This is a genomic window from Silicimonas algicola (assembly GCF_003148765.1).
Lineage (GTDB): Bacteria > Pseudomonadota > Alphaproteobacteria > Rhodobacterales > Rhodobacteraceae > Silicimonas > Silicimonas algicola.
Window position 1 is genome coordinate 341,770 of record NZ_QGGV01000003.1, and the last position, 15,972, is coordinate 357,741.

The window sequence follows — 15,972 nt, forward strand, 5'->3', positions numbered from 1 at the left end:
TCCTCACTCGGCCGGGGTACGGCGTTGGCGTGCAGCTTCGGCCTCGGCGCCCGAGGCCTTGCGGTCGCGGCGGCGGAACACGCGCCCGACACGCTGCCCGCCTTCGACAAGACCGCCCGGCAGGAAGATGACGACGATCATGAAGAGAAGGCCAAGCGTCAGGTTCCAGCCCTTTCCGATGAAGGGGTGGACGATCGTGACCATCAAATCCTCCATCCCGTCGGGCAGGAAGGCGAACCACTGGTGCAGGACGTTGTCGTTGATCTTTGAGAAGATGTTCTCGAAGTACTTGATGAAGCCCGCGCCCAGGACCGGGCCGATCAGCGTTCCTGCACCCCCGAGGATGGTCATCAGCACGACTTCGCCCGATGCCGTCCACTGCATCCGCTCGGCGCCCGCAAGGGGGTCCATCGCGGCGAGAAGGCCTCCGGCGAGACCCGCGTACATGCCCGAGATGACGAAGGCGGCAAGTGTGTAGGGCCGCGAGTTCAGGCCGGTGTAGTTCAGGCGCTGCTGGTTCGACTTGATCGCGCGCAGCATCATCCCGAAAGGCGAGCGGAAGATCCGGATCGAGAGGTAGAACATGAGGATCATGATCGCGGCGCAGATGTAGTAGCCGGAGTTGAAGTCGAAGGTCCAGCCGTTCATGCGCAGGGTATAGGTCGAGCGCACGGAGAGACCGAAGAGGTGCGGCATGTCCGGCAGCGACGCGCGGTGCAGCCACTGCGGATCGTTGGAATAGACCTGAAGGCCGGTCTCACCGTTCGTCAGGTTGAACTTCGGGTTCGACAGCACCGAGTAGGCCAGCGCGAAGCTCATCTGCGCGAAGGCGAGGGTGAGGATCGAGAAGTAGATCCCCGAGCGCCGCAGCGAGATGTAGCCGATCACGAGGGCGAAGAGGCCTGCGACGATCACCGACAGAAGGATCGCGGGGACCACGTTGTAGGTCAGGAGCTTGAAGATCCAGACCGCGGCATAGGAGCCCATGCCGAGGAAGGCGGCGTGTCCGAAGGACAGATAGCCCGTCAGGCCGAAGAGGATGTTGAAGCCGATGGCGAAGATGCCGTAGATCACGAACCGCTGCATGAGGTCCGGATATCCTGCGTTGAACTGCGCCAGCGACGAGCCCTGCGGGAAGGGGTTGAGCAGGAACGGCGCCAGGAGCGTCAGGATCAGGACGATGACGAAGAGCATCGCGTCGTGTTTGTTGAGACCGAGCATGGGTTAATCCTCCATCACGCCCTTGCGGCCCATGAGGCCACGCGGGCGGGTCAGCAGCACGATGATCGCGACCAGGTAGATGATGATCTGGTTGATCCCGGGGATCGTTGTCGTGGCCCATGTGGTCGAGGCCGCGCTCTCGAGGATGCCGAGAAGGAAGCCGGCGAGCACTGCGCCCGGCAGCGAGCCCATGCCGCCGACGACGACGACGACGAAGGACAGGACGAGGAAGTCCATCCCCATGTGATAGTTGGGCGCGTTGATCGGCGCGTACATGACGCCGGCGAGCCCCGCAACGGCGGCCGCGATGCCGAACATGATGGTGAAGCGCTTGTCGATGTTGATGCCAAGCATCCCGACGGTTTCACGGTCCACCATGCCCGCTCGGACCACCATGCCGAAGGTAGTGAACTGAAGGAAGGCGAAGACACCGGCGATGATGACAACCGAGAAGGCGAAATAGACCAGACGCCAGATCGGGTAGACGATCGCGTTGGCCTGGAAGCCCAGCATCATCCCGAGGTCGACAGAGCCCTTGAAGGCCGATGGCTCCGGAGCCTGGATCGGATTGGCGCCGTAGAAGTACTTGATGATCTCCTGCAGCACGATCGCGAGGCCGAAGGTCACCAGGATCTGGTCGGCGTGGGGGCGCTTGTAGAAGTGGCGGATCAGGCCCCGTTCCATCACGTAGCCGATGACGAGCATGACCGGGATGGTCAGCAGGATGGCCAGCGGCACCGACCAGTCGATGATCGAGGCGCCGATGTCTTTTCCGAACCAGTACTCAATGTAGGGGGCCTGGACCTTCAGCGGGTTGCCCAGAAAGTCCTTCTGGGTCTCGTCGATGATCTCGAAGCTGGTGCCAAGAAGCCGCTGCAGGAAAATTGCGCAGAACGCGCCGACCATGAACAGAGCGCCGTGCGCAAAATTCACCACCCCGAGCGTCCCGAAGATCAGGGTCAGACCGAGCGCGATCAACGCATAGGCCGAACCCTTGTCGAGGCCGTTCAGGATCTGAAGCAGGATCGCGTCCATATCCCCACCTTCTGGAAAATCTCAGACGGGCGCCCCGTGGAGGGACGCCGTTCCGGAAGGGATCGCGCCGTGGCGCGATCCCTCTGTGCGGTGCCGGTCAGGCGCCCGGGTTGCACTCGCCGAGGGTCGCCTCGGCGCCGCCGAACATCGGGTGATCGGCGGGATACTCGACCTGGGCCACCGGCGTGACGTCGACGATCTCGAGAAGGTCGAACTCGTTGGCTGGCGCCTCTTTGCCCTTCATGACGAGGACGTCCTTGAAGCACTGGTGGTCTTCGGCGCGATAGAGCGTCGGGCCGTTGCCCAGTCCGTCGAACTGGAAGCCTTCCAGGGCCTCGGCGACCGCACAGGGGTCGAAGGAGCCCGCACGCGCCACGGCGTCGGCGTAGAGCAGGACCTGAGCATAGCAGGTCTGTGCCGAGTTTGACGGCGGACGGCCATACTTCTCGCCGAACGACTTGACGAACGCCTTCGAGCCTTCGTTGTCGAGCTGCCAGTTGTAGTTCATCGAGCCATAGACGCCCGCCACGTTCGCGCCGGCACCTGCCGCCATCAGTTCGGAATAGAGCGGAACGACGATCTCGAAGTTCTTGCCGTTCACCTGCTTGTCGCGGAGGCCGAACTGGACCGCCTGCGTCAGCGAGTTCACCATGTTTCCGCCGTAGTGGTTCAGGACCAGCACATCGGCGCCCGAGTTCAGGACCGGGGCGATGTAGGACGAGAAGTCCGTGGCGGCGAGCGGGGTCAGCACGTTCTCGACGGTTTCCCAGCCCATGGCTTCGGTCGAGGCCGCGATCGACTCCTGCTGGGTCCAGCCCCAGGTATAGTCGGCCGTCAGGTGGTAGGCGCGGCGGTCGGTGCCGTAGGCCTTCTCGAGAACGGGCGCGAGAGCGGCGGCGGACATGTAGGCGTTGAAGAAGTGGCGGAAACCATTCTTCTTGCGGTCCTTGCCGGTCGTGTCGTTCGAGTGGGTCAGGCCCGCCATGAAGATGATGCCGGCCTCCTGGCAGAGACCCTGAACGGCCACGGCGACGCCCGAGGACGAGCCGCCGTTGATCATGATGGCGCCGTCTTTCTCGATCATCGACTTGGCTGCCGCGCGGGCGGCGTCCGACTTGGTCTGGGTGTCGCCGGTGACGAAGGTCACCTTCTTGCCCAGGATGCCGGTGCCGTCGAGAGCCTTCGACGAGAAGGTGGCAAGGCAGCCGCCGTCGCCTTCGCCGTTCAGGTGCTGGACTGCCAGCTCCTGAGCGCGAAGCTCGTCCATGCCTTCGTCAGCGTAGGGTCCGGTCTGCGGCACGTTGAAACCCAGCACCACGTTCGAGCCGGTGGGCTCGTTGGTGAAGGCGCGCGCGGAACCGGCGGTGAAGATGGTCGGGACGGCCAGACCGGCACCGGCCACGGCACCCGTCTTCAGCACGCCACGGCGCGTGAGATCGTTCTTCGACATTGAAATCCTCCCAAGATTGCATCCACTCTTGCCCGATCCTCCTCGGGCAGTGCGGTCTGGCCTTTACAAGGCACCCCGTTTATCGCCGATACGCGGAAAACATTTCAATAAGTCTCTGTGGCTCGGCAATTTTTTTGTAAACAAATAGACAGGCGCAGGAAGTTTAATGTAAAGTAATTTACGCGCACTGGCAGAAGCCGCTTGAAATCGCAGGAGAAACCCTTGGCTCGCTCGGTCCTTGCCGGAAGCCGGATCCGGGACTACCGCATCGGTCGCGGGCTGCGCCAGGCCGACCTCGCCAAGGCCTGCGGGATTTCGCCGTCCTACCTCAACCTGATCGAACACAATCGCAGGAAAATCGGCGGGGCGCTTCTGGTGCGTATCGCGCGTGCTCTCGGCGCCGAACCCGCGATCCTGTCCGAAGGCGCCGAAAGCGCGCTGACCATGGCCCTCGATGCGGCTGCGGGTGCGTATCCCGACACGAACGCGGAACGCGAGCGGGCCGAGGAGATGGCGGGCCGCTTTCCCGGCTGGGCCAGGCTGATCGAGCGTCAGTACCGTGAGGCGCGGCGGCTGGAACAGGTGATCGAGCGTCTCGACGACCGCCTGACGCACGATCCCTTCCTGTCGGCGTCGATGCACAGCGTTCTGTCCAGCGTGACCGCGATCCGCTCGGCCAGCGCCATCCTTGCCAATGGCGAGAACATCGAGCCCGAGTGGCAGGCGCGCTTTCATCGCAACATCTACGAGGACAGCCAGCGACTGGCCGACGCGACCGAGGGGCTGGTGTCCTATCTCGATGCCGGCGACAGCGAGGGGCGCGCCGCGACCCTGCCGCAGGAAGAGGTCGAGATCTGGCTTGCGGCGCGGGACTGGCGCGTCGACGTGCTGGAGGAGAACCCCGACGCGGATGTGGCGCCCCTGATCGGCGCGCCCGACGGCCCGGCGACGCCCGCGGGACGGGCGCTCGCCGTCAGGGCCCTCACGCGCTATGCCGATGACGCCCGCGCGCTGCCGGCCGCTCGCCTGTCCGAAGCGATGGAAAGGATCACCGAGCCGTCGCGCCTCGCCTCGGCCTTGGGTGTTCCGCTGGCCACGGTCTACCGCCGCCTCGCAGCGCTGCCCGCCGTACTTTGTCCGGACGGTACGCCTTGGGGCCTCGTCGCCTGCGACGGGTCCGGCACGCTGATCTTCCGCAAGCCGCTGCCCGGTTTCGATGTGCCGCGTTATGGCGCAGCCTGTCCGCTCTGGCCTCTCTTCCGTGCGCTTCAGCGCCCTATGGCCCTGATCCGCGAGCGCGTGGCCGTCAGCGGCCGAAACGAGGGTGTGTTCGACGCCGAGGCGATCTCGGACATCGCCTATCCCGTCGGTTTCGACGGCCCCGCCGTGGTCGAGGCCTGGATGCTCTTGCGCGCCCGGCTGCCGGGTGACGACGCGGGGCCCGCGCTGAAGGTCGGCGCCTCCTGCCGCATCTGCGCCGTCCCGGACTGCCCGGCGCGGCGCGAGCCGTCCGTTTTCGCCCTTCCGGACGAGGCAGGCTGACCCGCTTCCGCTTTTGACAGGAGTGTCGCCGCAGGCGATAGTCGCGAAAGGCCCGCAAAGGGCATGAGGGGAGGATCGGTGGTGACCGCAAGACGGGTGCTGTTGATCGAGGACGAGCCGAACATCATCGAGGCGATCCGTTTCATCCTGTCGCGGGACGGCTGGAGGGTCGACACGCATTCGGACGGCGAGACGGCGCTCGCCGCGATCCGCACGCGCGCGCCCGACCTCGTGATCCTCGACGTGATGCTGCCGAACCGCTCGGGCTACGACATCCTCCACGATCTGCGACGGGACGCGGCGACCAAGGCGCTTCCGGTTCTCATGCTGACCGCGCGGGGCCAGAAGAAGGACCGCGACTTGGCCGAGAAGCTGGGCGTCAGCCGGTTCATGACGAAGCCCTTCTCGAACAGCGAGATCCTCTCGACCGTGCGTGAGCTGGTGGGCTGATGGCGCGGCCCGGCGATCCGAAGTTCCTCGCACGCGCCGGATACAGGCGGCGCCGGATGGCGGACGCCGCGCGCCTCGTGCCCCTGATAGGCGCAGTCCTGATGCTTGTGCCCGTGCTGTGGCCCGGGACCGAGACCCGTACCTCAGGCGCGATGATCTATGTCTTCGTCACCTGGGCCGGACTGATCGCGGTCATCGGCGCGATGTCGCGGCCCCTTGGCCGCATGATGCGCGACCCGGATCCCGGCGCCGAGCCCGCGCCCGCCGGCGACGAGGACTGAGGCCGGTGTCCTTCGACGTCCTCGTTACGCTCTGCCTCGCCTACGTCCTTCTTCTGTTCGCCGTCGCCTTCTGGGCCGACAAGCGCGCCGCGCGGGGCAGGATGGGGTGGATCCGCTCGCCCGCGGTCTACACGCTGTCGCTGTCGATCTACTGCACCGCGTGGACCTTCTACGGCGCGGTGGGATATGCCGCGCGGTCGGGGATGGAATTCGTCACCATCTATCTCGGCCCCACGCTGGTCATGGTCGGCTGGTGGACCGTGCTGCGCCGCCTCGTCCGGATCGGGCGCATACAGCGCATCACCTCGGTCGCCGACCTGATCTCGTCGCGCTATGGCAAGTCGAACCTTCTGGGCGTGCTGGTGACGGTTCTCGCGGTCGTCGGCACGACGCCCTACATCGCGCTTCAGCTCCAGTCGGTCACGCTGTCTTTCGACGTCTTCGCGGGCGGCGGCGTGCGGGCCGACGGCGACTCGCTGACCCAGACGGCGCTGTTCATCGCGGGCGGGCTGGCGATCTTCACCATCGTCTTCGGCACCCGGAACCTGGACGCGAACGAACGCCACCACGGCGTCGTCACCGCCATCGCAGTCGAGGCCGTCGTGAAGCTCGTGGCGCTTCTGGCGGTCGGCATCTTCGTGGTCTTTGTGGCAGGCGGCGGTGCGGGCGCCACCCTCGAGGCCATCGACGCCTCGGAGATCTCGGAGTGGCACGCTGGGCCGGCGCGCTGGATGACGATGATCTTCCTGTCGGGCGCGGCCTTCCTGTGCCTGCCGCGCATGTTCCAGGTCATGGTCGTCGAGAACTCGGACGAGCGGCACCTCGCCATCGCGAGCTGGGCCTTCCCCCTCTACCTCTTCCTGATGAGCCTCTTCGTCGTGCCGATCGCCGTCGTGGGGCTCGACGTGCTGCCCGAGGGCGCCAACCCCGACCTCTTCGTGCTGACGATCCCACTTGCCTACGACCGAGACGCGCTGGCCATGCTGGCATTCCTGGGCGGCTTCTCCTCGGCGACGTCGATGGTCATCGTCGCGGCCATCGCCCTGTCGACCATGGTGTCGAACCACATCGTCATGCCGATCTGGCTGAACGCCCGGAAGGGCGGGGCGACGGTGTCGGGCGACGTGCGGACCGTCGTCATCCAGGCGCGGCGGCTGTCCATCGCGGGGGTCTTGGCCCTTGGCTATCTCTACTACGTCTTCTCGGGCGGCGGCACGGCGCTCGCGGCCATCGGCCTCATCTCGTTCACCGGACTCGCGCAGGTGCTGCCCGCGATGCTGGGCGGCATCTTCTGGCGGGGAGCGACGCGCGCGGGCGCGGCGGCGGGCCTGTCGGCGGGCTTCGCGATCTGGCTCTGGACCTCGTTCCTGCCGAGCTTCGGCGAAGCCGGGCTTCTGTCGGCGTCGGTCTTCACGGACGGGCCCTTCGGCCTGTCGCTGCTGCGTCCCCAGGCCCTGTTCGGGATCGAAGGCCTGGATCCCGTGGTCCACTCGGTGCTTTGGTCGCTTCTCGTCAATGCCGTCATCTTCTGCCTCGTCTCGGTCCTGACCTTCCCCACGCCCGTCGAGCGGCTTCAGGGCGCGGCCTTCGTCAATGTCTTCCGCTACTCCGAGGGAGCGCCGGGCTGGACGGGAAGCGCTGTCGAGGCCGAGGATCTTCTGATGATGTCGCAGCGCCTCCTGGGCACGGCAGAGGCGCAGCTTCTGTTCGAGGGCGAGGCCGCAGGCCAGGGCAAGAGCGGCTATATCCCCGACGTGACCCCGGCGTTCCTGGAAAAGCTCGAACGCAAGCTCGCGGGGTCGGTCGGGGCCGCGACGGCGCATGCGATGCTGCTTCAGATCACGGGCGGGGTGTCCGTCACGGTCGAGGACCTGATGAAGGTCGCCGACGAAGCCCAGCAAATCCTTGAGTATTCCAGCCAGCTAGAAGCCAAGAGCCAGGAGCTGGGGCGGACCGCGCGACAACTGAAGGAGGCGAACGACAAGCTGGTGGCGCTGTCGGTGCAGAAGGACGGCTTCCTCAGCCAGATCAGTCACGAATTGCGCACGCCGATGACGTCGATCCGGTCGTTCAGCGAGATCCTCATGCACGGCGAGACGATGACCCCCGAAGAGCGGCAGCGCTATTCCTCGATCATCCACGACGAGACGATCCGGCTGACGAGGCTTTTGGACGACCTTCTCGACCTTTCGGTGCTCGAGAACGGGCAGGTGACGCTGAACGAGGCCGACTGGACGCTGGAAGCGATCCTCGACCGCGCGGTGGCTGCGACCGAGCGGGCAGGGCCGGGACCCGCGATGACCATCGACCGCGACCGGGCCGGCGAGCGCACGCGGATCCGGACCGACGGCGACAGGCTGGCGCAGGTCTTCATCAACCTCATCGCCAACGCGCAGAAGTACTGCGACGCCGACGCGCCCCGCCTGCGGATCGTGGTGCGCGAACGCCAGGGCCGCCCGGTCGTCGATTTCATGGACAACGGATCGGGCATTCCGCAGAAGGCGCAGGCAGTGATCTTCGAGAAGTTCGCGCGCGTCTCGGACCATCGCGCGGCTGGCGGAGCCGGTCTGGGCCTCGCGATCTGCCGCGAGGTGATGCATCGTCTCGGCGGCGGGATCGCCTATCTGCCGGGGCAGGGCGGGGCCGCCTTCCGCGTGACGCTGCCGCGCCGACAGGCCGAGGCGGCCTGAGACGGAAACCAAATAGTAACCCTGATGCCGGACGCTTCGAGCGGACAGACAGGGGGCGCTCTCGGCGATGAACGACATGACTTCGGTGCTTCGGCGCAAGCTTGCGCCTTCAAGACCCGCCGCGGTGCCGGGCGGGGCGTCGGTCGAGGCGCTCTTGCGCAAGCTGATGCCGCGCGATGCAGACCGGGAACTGCGGCTCGACCTCATGGTCGGCGCCGTGACCCTGGGCACCGTGCCGAAGACCGCTGTCACCGATCGGCTCACGGCTCTCGACCTGGCGTTCCTGATGAAAGGTCCGGGCGACACGCGCGGGCTTTGCCTGATGACGCCCGGCCTTCTGGCCGCCCTGACCGAGGTGCAGATGTCGGGCCGCGTCACGCGCTCGGCGCCGCCCGACCGCATTCCCACCCGCACCGATGGCATCGTCGTGGCCGAGATGCTGGACCGCTGGATGCGCTCGGCGCTGGAAGCCGCCGAGGAGGCGGGGCTGACCGACATTCTGCCCTTCGCCGGTTACGCGAGGATGGATGGCGTTCAGCCGCGTCGGAACGTGGTGCTTGCCCTCGACCCCGTGGAGTACCGCACCTTGTCGGTCGATCTCGTCCTTGGCGACGACGCGAAGACCGGGACGCTGTTCTTCGCAATGCCCGTCCCGCGGCCTTTGACCGTCGTGTCGCCGCAGCCGGGTCGGATGCTGCGGCATCTCGCGACGGTGCCCGCGCCGATGACTGCGGTGTTGGCGCGGCTGCCGCATCCCTATGGGCAGGCGCGTCGGCTGGGGGTGGGCGACCTCATCCCCATCCCGGTTTCGGCGCTGGTCAATGTCCGGCTTGAGACGCTGGCGGGCAAGCTGATCGCCACGGCGCGGCTAGGGCAGTTGAATGGCCAGAAGGCGGTGCGCCTGTCGTCGGGTGGGGGCGCCGCTGCCGCGCTATCCGGCCCGCCGATCTCGGGCGCACGAGCAGGCCTTGCCGGCATCGCCGGAGCCACGCCATTCCCCGGGCTCGCCGAGCTTCCGGGGCTTCCCGACTTGCCGGACCTGCCCGACTTTCCCGATCTGCCCGACCTCCCGGACCTGCCGCCGCTCGACTGAGCGCGACAGCGACGGCGAAATAGGCAGCCGTCCGCCGGTAAGGCCAAATGTCGCGCACCAACTGTCATTATCCTGTCTTGAATGATCTGGATTAACGACCTTAGTCGTAGCCCGTGCTACGGTCATCACGTCGCCGAACAAGCGACACACCCTGGGAGGACAATATGCAGACAGCAGCGAAGAAGGCCCGCCTCCGCGACGAGGAAACGAACGCCTCGGACGATGCCGCACGCCCGGACCAGACAAGCAGCAGGGAAGATGGGGCGTTCGTCGTACCCTTCCCGACCAGCTATCGTCCGGCGACCACCGAGGAACTCGAAGAGATGTGGGACAACGTTCCCGTCTGACCCTTGGGCGCCGTGCGTCGGCTTGAGTTTCCCGTCCGTTGGCGTATGAACACCCAATGGGCAGGGAAGAACAGGTCGCTCCGATTCAGAAGGTCAAGAGCGAGCGCCGCGATGGCGTTCTGATCGTCGTGATCGAGAACCCGCCGACGGCGGCGCTCTCGGCCGACGTGCGCACCGGATTGATGCGCGCGCTGGACGAGGCAGAAGCGGACACCTCGATCCGCGGGATCGTCCTGACCGGCTCGGAAGGCGCCTTCGCCACGGGCGCCAGCCTGAACGAGACGCCCGCCAACGACGTCCCCGACCTCGCCGCCGTCTGCGACCGGATCGAGGCCGCCACGAAGCCCGTGGTGGCCGCGATCCAGGGCGCCTCCCTGGGCGGCGGGCTGGAGCTGGCGCTGGCCGCCCACCTGCGCGTCGCTACCCCCTCCGCCCGGCTCGGCGCGCCAGACATCACGCTTGGTCTTGTTCCGAACGCGGGCTGCACGCAGCGGCTGCCCAAGGTCGTGGGCGGGATCGCGGCGCTGAAGCTCCTTCTAAGCGGGCGGGCCGTGAACGGCGAAGTGGCGCAGAAACTGGGCCTTGTCGACGTGATCGAAGCGCGCGAACCGGTGGCCGTCGCCGTGCGACACGCCCTTCGGCTGGCCGGCAGTCCCTCGACAATCCTGCGCAGTTCGGAACGCCGCGACCGGCTGGGCGAGGGCACGGCTTTCCTTGAAGCAGTGGCCACGCACCGCCGCGCCGCCGATGCCTCGCCGCTCGACGCGCCGCTCCGGATGATCGACTGCGTCGAATCCGCCCTTCTTCTGCCCTACGACATCGGGCGCGGAATGGAGCAGGCGGCCTTCGAGGATCTGGTCGTCTCGGAGCATTCCAAGTCGCTGCGCCACATCTTCTCGGCCGAGCGCAAGCTTCACGCGGCGACGAAATGGGAAGGCCGCGTGCCGTCGCGCCCGATCAACGGCGTCGCCATCGTCGGCGCTCGCGCCGTCGGGGCGGAACTCGTCGTGCAATGTCTCGACGCCGGGTTTTCGGTCACGGTGGCCGAGGCCAGCGACGAGGCCTTGGAAGAGGGCTCGGGCCGCATCATCGGACACTACGACGCGCGCGTCGCGGCAGGGCAGATGTCGGAAGACGCCGTCGAGGCCGTGCTGGAGCGGATGCAGCCGGTGTCGGGCTTCGATACCCTCGGCGAGGCCGACATCGTCATCGACGCCCTTCCGGCGCTGTCACGGAAGCGCGTCTCGGCGCTCGACGCGTCGATGAAGGCCGGCGCCGTGCTGATCGTGGGCGCCGAGAACGTGGACATCGAGAGTGTCGCCAAGATGACCAACCGCGCGGCGGACGTCGTGGGGATGCGCGTCTATCCGGGCCTGAAGAAGAACCGGCTGGCCGAAATGGCGGCGGGCGAGTCGACAGGGCCGCGTGCTCTTGCCACGGCGCGGGTGCTGGCGCGGAAGCTCGACCGGCTGATCCTCGATGTCGGCCCCTCCCGCGAGGGGATCGGCACGCGCATCGCCGAGGCTCTGCACGCGGCCGCCGACCTCTGCCTCGAAGACGGCGCGCGCGTGGGTCAGATCGACGCCGCGCTGAAGGACTGGGGTCTGCCCTTCGGCTCCTTCGCGTGGCGGGACGTCACGGGCATCCGGCGCGTCGGCGCGCCGCAGGGTCTGGAAGGTCAGCGGGGCGGGGGCATTGACGCCGTGCTCGTCTCGACGGGGCGCATCGGAATGCCCGCTGGGCGGGGATATTTCACCTACCGCGAACGTGGGAAGCCCGGGGTCGAGGATCCCGAGGTGCAGAACATGATCGACGCCGACCGCAGCGCGAAAGGCATCGAGGCGCGAAAGGTGAGCGACGGCGAGATCCGGGCGCGCTGCGTGGCGGCCATGGCCGGGGCGGGGGCTGCGATCCTGGCCGAGGGCGGCGCGAGGCGTCCGTCCGACATCGACATGGTGGCGGTGCATGGCCTGGGCTTCGCGCGGCGCACCGGGGGCGTGATGTTCGCGGCCGATCTCATGGGGCTGGCCGAGGTGGCGCGTCACCTGAGCGAGATGGCGCAGGTCAGCTCGCGCATTGCGCCTCCGAACGGTGTGCTGAACGATCTTCTGACGTCCGGAAAGACCTTCGGCGATCTGAACGACTGACGCCTCTCAGCCGAGGATGATCCCCAGGATCACCAGCATGAGCCCGAGCGCGGAAAGAAGAAGCGCGCCCAGGTTCAGCGCCACGACCCTTTGCAGCCGGGCCTTGAGCGCCGCGTCGTCGAGCCCCGCATTGCGGGCGCGCGTCACGAGGACGATGCACCAGACGAGCCCCGCAAGGCCCGCGAGCGTCACGGCCGCGCCGATCCAGACCAGAAGTTCCATCGCCGTCTCCGCCTGCGTGCGTCCGCCACGGGCGTAATCCGTGACGCCGCCGCCTTCAACCCTTGCGACAGGCAGGGCGGGCAGCTATCGAGCAGGCCCGGACAAGGAGAGTGCCCCAGATGGAAGACAGCGTCATCGACCAGAGCTACCGCGTCACAGCCGAGGAGCTGCGCCAGTTCATCGAGAGATGGGAGCGGCTCGAAGCCGAGAAGAAGGACATCGCCGACCAGCAGAAGGAGGTGATGGCCGAGGCCAAAGGTCGGGGGTACGACACCAAGGTCTTACGCAAGGTCATTTCGCTGCGGAAGCGCGACAAGGACGACATCGCCGAGGAAGAGGCCGTCCTCGAGATGTACAAGCAGGCGCTCGGGATGTGACTTCGGGGCATCGGCCGGTGCCCCCCGGCGCCGCCGAACCGGAGACCGCGCTGCATCGCTGGTTCGCAGTTGAGGCGGGATCGTCGGAACGGCGGGCGCGACACGGCGTTCTCCCTTCGCGGGCAGACCCCTGAGGGAGATCACCATGAAGGACGCCCTATTGAAATCCGCGAAGGACCTCGCCGCGTTGCGCAAGGGACTCCTGCCCGGTGAAAGCGCCGAGTATGCAGCAGCCCGGACGGCGCTTCTCGCCGAGGAGATCGAGGCAAGACGCCACCTGACCCGGCTGGCCGAAATGCGGCATGCGCTTCCGCAGGGGCCGGTGGTCGAGAAGGACTATCGCTTCAAGGACGCGAACGGATCGGAGGTGGGTCTCGCCGACCTGTTCGGAGAGCACGATACCCTCGTCACCTATTTCTGGATGTACGGCCCGGATCGCGAACGGCCCTGTCCGATGTGTACGAACTTCCTCGGGGGCGTGAACGGCAACGCCGCCGACATCAAGCAGCGGGCCGCGTTCAAGATCCTCGGGCGCAGCACGGTGGAGCGGCAGACGGCATTCGCGCTGGAACGCGGGTGGCGCGATCTCGATTTCGTCCAGACGGTCGGCGACGACTATGCGGTGGACCACAACGCTCTGGATCCCGAGACGGGGTGGGAGTTTCCGGCCTTCGCGGTGTTCCGCCGGGAGGGCGGGACGGTGCGCTATTTCTACACGGCGGACATGCCGGCCGAAGCGGCGGATCCGGGCCAGGACCCGAGGGGCGCCGTCGATATCGCGCCCCTCTGGAATATCCTCGACATGACGCCCGACGGCCGCGGCGAGGACTGGTATCCGAAGCTGAGCTACTGACGGCTCAAGTCGCCTCCAGCACCATGTTGAGCGGCGTCTCGGCCGCGCGGCGCACCTTCGTGAAGCCGCCCGAGCGGATCACCTCGGCGATGCGCGCCTCGCCCGCCTGCGCGCCAAGCGCCGTCCCAATCTCCTGCGCGAGCGACGTGGGCACGCAGATCATCGTCGAGGCCGAGTAGTAAAGCCGTCCGACCGGGTTCAGGTTGCTTTCGAGACGGTCGCCGGCATTGGGTTCGACGACCATCCAGGTGCCTCCGGGTTTCAGTGCCGAGCGGATGTGCGTCGCGGCGGCGGCCGGGTCGCCCATGTCGTGCAGGCAATCGAAGCAGGTGACGAAGTCGAAGGTGCCGGGGAAGTCCTGCGCGCGGCCGACTTCGAAGCGGACGTTGCCGACGCCGTGCGCCGCCGCGTGGGCGGTGGCCGCCGCGATCGAGCCGGGGTGGAAGTCGTAGCCGACGAAGGTGGATTTCGGGAAGGCCTGCGCCATCAGGATGGTCGAGAGGCCGTGCCCGCAACCGATGTCGGCGACGGTGGCGCCCTCGGTCAGAAGGTCCGTCACACCGTCGAGGGCCGGAAGCCACTGCTGGACCAGCGCGTTGACGTATCCGGGCCTGAACATGCGTGCGACCGAGCAGAAGAGGCAGCCCGCCTGGTCGCCCCAGGCGACGCCCTTGCCGGTCTTGAAGGCGGCCTGCACCTTGGCCTGGTTCTCGACCATCGCGGCGGCGGTATCGAAAGCGCCGATCATGTTCGCGGGGCTGTCGGGCGAGGCGAAGACGAAGGCCTGTTCGGGCGAAAGCGAAAAGCGCCCGGATTCGTGCGTGACATAGCCCGAAGCCGCCTGCGCCGCGAGCCACTCGCGGACGTAGCGCGGATGGCATTCGGCCGCGTCGGCCAGCGTCTCGGCCGTCGCGGGGCCGATGCGCTCGAGCGTCCTGTAGAGCCCGAGCGCGTCGCCGATCCGGACGAGGGGTATGCTCATGGCGCCGCCGAGATCGCCAAGGATCTGCAGGATGAAGGTGTTCAGTGCGGTTTCGTCGAGGGGCATCGTCGTATCCTCCTGTCGCGGCTTGAGTGCCGGTGGAGGCAGCCTGCCCTCTCGCGTGCATCATGGCATGAGGCCCGTGTCCCAGAGCGGCGGAATTCTCGTGGGCCGGATGTCCCGGACGCGCTAGTCGCTGAGCGCGCGCACGATCGCCTGCGCGCGGCTGTGAACGCCGAGTTTCGAGAGAACCACCGTGACCTGGTTGCGCACCGTCTTTTCGCTCTTGCCGAGACGGCCGGCGATGGTGCGGTTGTCGAGACCCTCGGCCATGAGATGGAGGACCTCGGCCTCGGCCGCCGTCAGCCCCGCATCGCGTGGCACCGCGCCCGCGGGCGGGGTGTCGCCCAGGAAGTCAGCCAGTTCGCGGTGAAAGACCTCCCACGCCGGTTCGCCCGGGATCAGGACGTGGTTGGCGCTGTCGAGGGGGACGAAGACCGCACCGGGGACGAGGGCCGCGACCTTGGTTCCTTCTTCGAACGGCACGCGCATGTCGTTCCGGCACGAGACGACAAGCGTCGGCACCCGGATCTGCGGGCAGAGGTCGACGACGTCGATGCCCTGCATCTGCCGCAGGGTCTCGGCCGCCACCTCGGGCGAGGCCGTCTCGCGTTCCAGGTCGCCCCACCAGCGGTGCTGCTCTGGCGTGCCGCCGGGAATGAAGAGGTTGGTGAAGAACTGGCAGAACGCAGGGTTCTCGCGGCCCCATCCGATGCGGACGAAGTTGACCATCGTCTCGGCCTCGAGCCGTTCGGCGTCGGTGCGCGCCCGCGTCCGGCCGCCTTCCGCGTAAGTGTTGAAGAGGACGAGGTGCGAGACCCTCTCGGGGTGACGGGCGGCATAGTCGATGGCCAGAGATCCGCCCTGCGACACGCCGAAAAGGACGAAGCGGTCTTCTTGGATGGTGTCGGCGACGGCCTCGAAGTCCTTGTGCCAGGCCGCAAGCGACAGGTCGGCGCAATGGCGTTCGGACAGGCCGCAGCCGCGCGGGTCGTAGCGGACATAGCGGTGGTGCCGCGACATCGCCTCGACCCAGGGGCGCCAGACGGGGCTGTCGAGATCGTAGGTGACGTGGCTGAGCCAGTGCGGCGCGCGCAGGATGACCGGCCCCGAGCCACAGGCGGCGGTGGCGATCCGCGTCCCGTCCTCGGAGGTGCAGAAGGCGATGTCCTGGTGGAGTCGCATGGGGCGAGTGTAACCACTTCCGCGCGAGGCATACAGG

15 protein-coding genes are annotated in these 15,972 nt (G+C 67.2%); 9 read left to right on the forward strand and 6 right to left on the reverse strand.

Annotation, left to right across the window (positions count from 1 at the left end; genetic code table 11):
• Positions 1–3: 3 nt before the first annotated feature.
• The 3 genes from C8D95_RS09090 to C8D95_RS09100 all read right to left on the reverse strand — a co-directional run bounded on the left by C8D95_RS09090 (position 4) and on the right by C8D95_RS09100 (position 3,706).
• Positions 4–1,221, reverse strand: a complete 1,218-nt coding sequence (locus C8D95_RS09090; protein WP_109758855.1) for a branched-chain amino acid ABC transporter permease — start codon at positions 1,219–1,221, stop codon at positions 4–6.
• Between the two features lie 3 nt (positions 1,222–1,224).
• Positions 1,225–2,256, reverse strand: coding sequence for a branched-chain amino acid ABC transporter permease (locus tag C8D95_RS09095; RefSeq protein WP_109758856.1), 1,032 nt, complete (start codon positions 2,254–2,256; stop codon positions 1,225–1,227).
• Between the two features lie 97 nt (positions 2,257–2,353).
• Complete coding sequence (locus C8D95_RS09100) at positions 2,354–3,706, reverse strand: substrate-binding protein (RefSeq protein ID WP_109758857.1); 1,353 nt, start codon at positions 3,704–3,706, stop codon at positions 2,354–2,356.
• Between the two features lie 222 nt (positions 3,707–3,928).
• Here C8D95_RS09100 and C8D95_RS09105 point away from each other — a divergent pair, with 222 nt between their 5' ends.
• The 7 genes from C8D95_RS09105 (at position 3,929) to C8D95_RS09135 (ending at position 12,256) form a co-directional block, all read left to right on the forward strand.
• Positions 3,929–5,248, forward strand: a complete 1,320-nt coding sequence (locus C8D95_RS09105) for a helix-turn-helix domain-containing protein (protein WP_109758858.1) — start codon at positions 3,929–3,931, stop codon at positions 5,246–5,248.
• 63 nt (positions 5,249–5,311) lie between these two features.
• Positions 5,312–5,698: a response regulator transcription factor gene (locus tag C8D95_RS09110; RefSeq protein ID WP_109758859.1), complete on the forward strand. Its 387-nt coding sequence runs from the start codon at positions 5,312–5,314 to the stop codon at positions 5,696–5,698.
• Positions 5,698–5,979, forward strand: coding sequence for a hypothetical protein (locus C8D95_RS09115; protein ID WP_109758860.1), 282 nt, complete (start codon positions 5,698–5,700; stop codon positions 5,977–5,979). The genes C8D95_RS09110 and C8D95_RS09115 overlap by 1 nt, the downstream gene beginning before the upstream one ends.
• 5 nt (positions 5,980–5,984) lie before the next feature.
• On the forward strand, positions 5,985–8,669 hold the full coding sequence (locus C8D95_RS09120) for an ATP-binding protein (RefSeq protein WP_109758861.1): 2,685 nt from the start codon (positions 5,985–5,987) through the stop codon (positions 8,667–8,669).
• A 67-nt stretch (positions 8,670–8,736) separates the two neighbouring features.
• Positions 8,737–9,762: a FliM/FliN family flagellar motor C-terminal domain-containing protein gene (locus C8D95_RS09125; RefSeq protein WP_109758862.1), complete on the forward strand. Its 1,026-nt coding sequence runs from the start codon at positions 8,737–8,739 to the stop codon at positions 9,760–9,762.
• 164 nt (positions 9,763–9,926) lie between these two features.
• Positions 9,927–10,109 (forward strand): hypothetical protein, encoded by a 183-nt coding sequence (locus tag C8D95_RS09130; protein ID WP_109758863.1) that lies wholly within the window; start codon positions 9,927–9,929, stop codon positions 10,107–10,109.
• 56 nt (positions 10,110–10,165) lie between these two features.
• Entirely contained in the window at positions 10,166–12,256 is a 2,091-nt protein-coding gene (locus tag C8D95_RS09135) for an enoyl-CoA hydratase-related protein (RefSeq protein ID WP_109758864.1), read from the forward strand.
• Positions 12,257–12,262: 6 nt separating this feature from the next.
• Here the strand turns inward: C8D95_RS09135 and C8D95_RS09140 are convergent, their stop codons facing one another.
• On the reverse strand, positions 12,263–12,478 hold the full coding sequence (locus C8D95_RS09140; protein WP_109758865.1) for a hypothetical protein: 216 nt from the start codon (positions 12,476–12,478) through the stop codon (positions 12,263–12,265).
• Between the two features lie 119 nt (positions 12,479–12,597).
• Between C8D95_RS09140 and C8D95_RS09145 the strand changes: the two genes are divergently transcribed.
• Positions 12,598–12,855 (forward strand): DUF2312 domain-containing protein, encoded by a 258-nt coding sequence (locus tag C8D95_RS09145; RefSeq protein ID WP_109758866.1) that lies wholly within the window; start codon positions 12,598–12,600, stop codon positions 12,853–12,855.
• A gap of 145 nt (positions 12,856–13,000) precedes the next feature.
• Positions 13,001–13,708 carry a DUF899 family protein gene (locus C8D95_RS09150; RefSeq protein ID WP_109758867.1) on the forward strand — a complete coding sequence of 236 codons (708 nt, stop codon included), beginning with the start codon at positions 13,001–13,003 and terminating at the stop codon, positions 13,706–13,708.
• A gap of 4 nt (positions 13,709–13,712) precedes the next feature.
• Here C8D95_RS09150 and C8D95_RS09155 read toward each other — a convergent pair whose 3' ends face one another.
• Together C8D95_RS09155 and C8D95_RS09160 are read right to left on the reverse strand one after the other, a co-directional pair.
• Positions 13,713–14,756, reverse strand: coding sequence for a class I SAM-dependent methyltransferase (locus C8D95_RS09155; RefSeq protein ID WP_109758868.1), 1,044 nt, complete (start codon positions 14,754–14,756; stop codon positions 13,713–13,715).
• 123 nt (positions 14,757–14,879) lie between these two features.
• Positions 14,880–15,935 carry an alpha/beta fold hydrolase gene (locus C8D95_RS09160; protein ID WP_109758869.1) on the reverse strand — a complete coding sequence of 352 codons (1,056 nt, stop codon included), beginning with the start codon at positions 15,933–15,935 and terminating at the stop codon, positions 14,880–14,882.
• Positions 15,936–15,972 lie beyond the last annotated feature (37 nt).

Excerpts from the sequence above, each read along its gene's own strand:
- C8D95_RS09090 (WP_109758855.1), bottom strand. The coding sequence starts at position 1,221 with ATGCTCGGTCTCAACAAACACGACGCGATGCTCTTCGTCATCGTCCTG.
- C8D95_RS09095 (WP_109758856.1), bottom strand. The coding sequence starts at position 2,256 with ATGGACGCGATCCTGCTTCAGATCCTGAACGGCCTCGACAAGGGTTCG.
- C8D95_RS09100 (WP_109758857.1), bottom strand. The coding sequence starts at position 3,706 with ATGTCGAAGAACGATCTCACGCGCCGTGGCGTGCTGAAGACGGGTGCC.
- C8D95_RS09110 (WP_109758859.1), top strand. The coding sequence starts at position 5,312 with ATGAGGGGAGGATCGGTGGTGACCGCAAGACGGGTGCTGTTGATCGAG.
- C8D95_RS09115 (WP_109758860.1), top strand. The coding sequence starts at position 5,698 with ATGGCGCGGCCCGGCGATCCGAAGTTCCTCGCACGCGCCGGATACAGG.
- C8D95_RS09125 (WP_109758862.1), top strand. The coding sequence starts at position 8,737 with ATGAACGACATGACTTCGGTGCTTCGGCGCAAGCTTGCGCCTTCAAGA.
- C8D95_RS09130 (WP_109758863.1), top strand. The coding sequence starts at position 9,927 with ATGCAGACAGCAGCGAAGAAGGCCCGCCTCCGCGACGAGGAAACGAAC.
- C8D95_RS09135 (WP_109758864.1), top strand. The coding sequence starts at position 10,166 with ATGGGCAGGGAAGAACAGGTCGCTCCGATTCAGAAGGTCAAGAGCGAG.
- C8D95_RS09140 (WP_109758865.1), bottom strand. The coding sequence starts at position 12,478 with ATGGAACTTCTGGTCTGGATCGGCGCGGCCGTGACGCTCGCGGGCCTT.
- C8D95_RS09145 (WP_109758866.1), top strand. The coding sequence starts at position 12,598 with ATGGAAGACAGCGTCATCGACCAGAGCTACCGCGTCACAGCCGAGGAG.
- C8D95_RS09150 (WP_109758867.1), top strand. The coding sequence starts at position 13,001 with ATGAAGGACGCCCTATTGAAATCCGCGAAGGACCTCGCCGCGTTGCGC.
- C8D95_RS09155 (WP_109758868.1), bottom strand. The coding sequence starts at position 14,756 with ATGCCCCTCGACGAAACCGCACTGAACACCTTCATCCTGCAGATCCTT.
- C8D95_RS09160 (WP_109758869.1), bottom strand. The coding sequence starts at position 15,935 with ATGCGACTCCACCAGGACATCGCCTTCTGCACCTCCGAGGACGGGACG.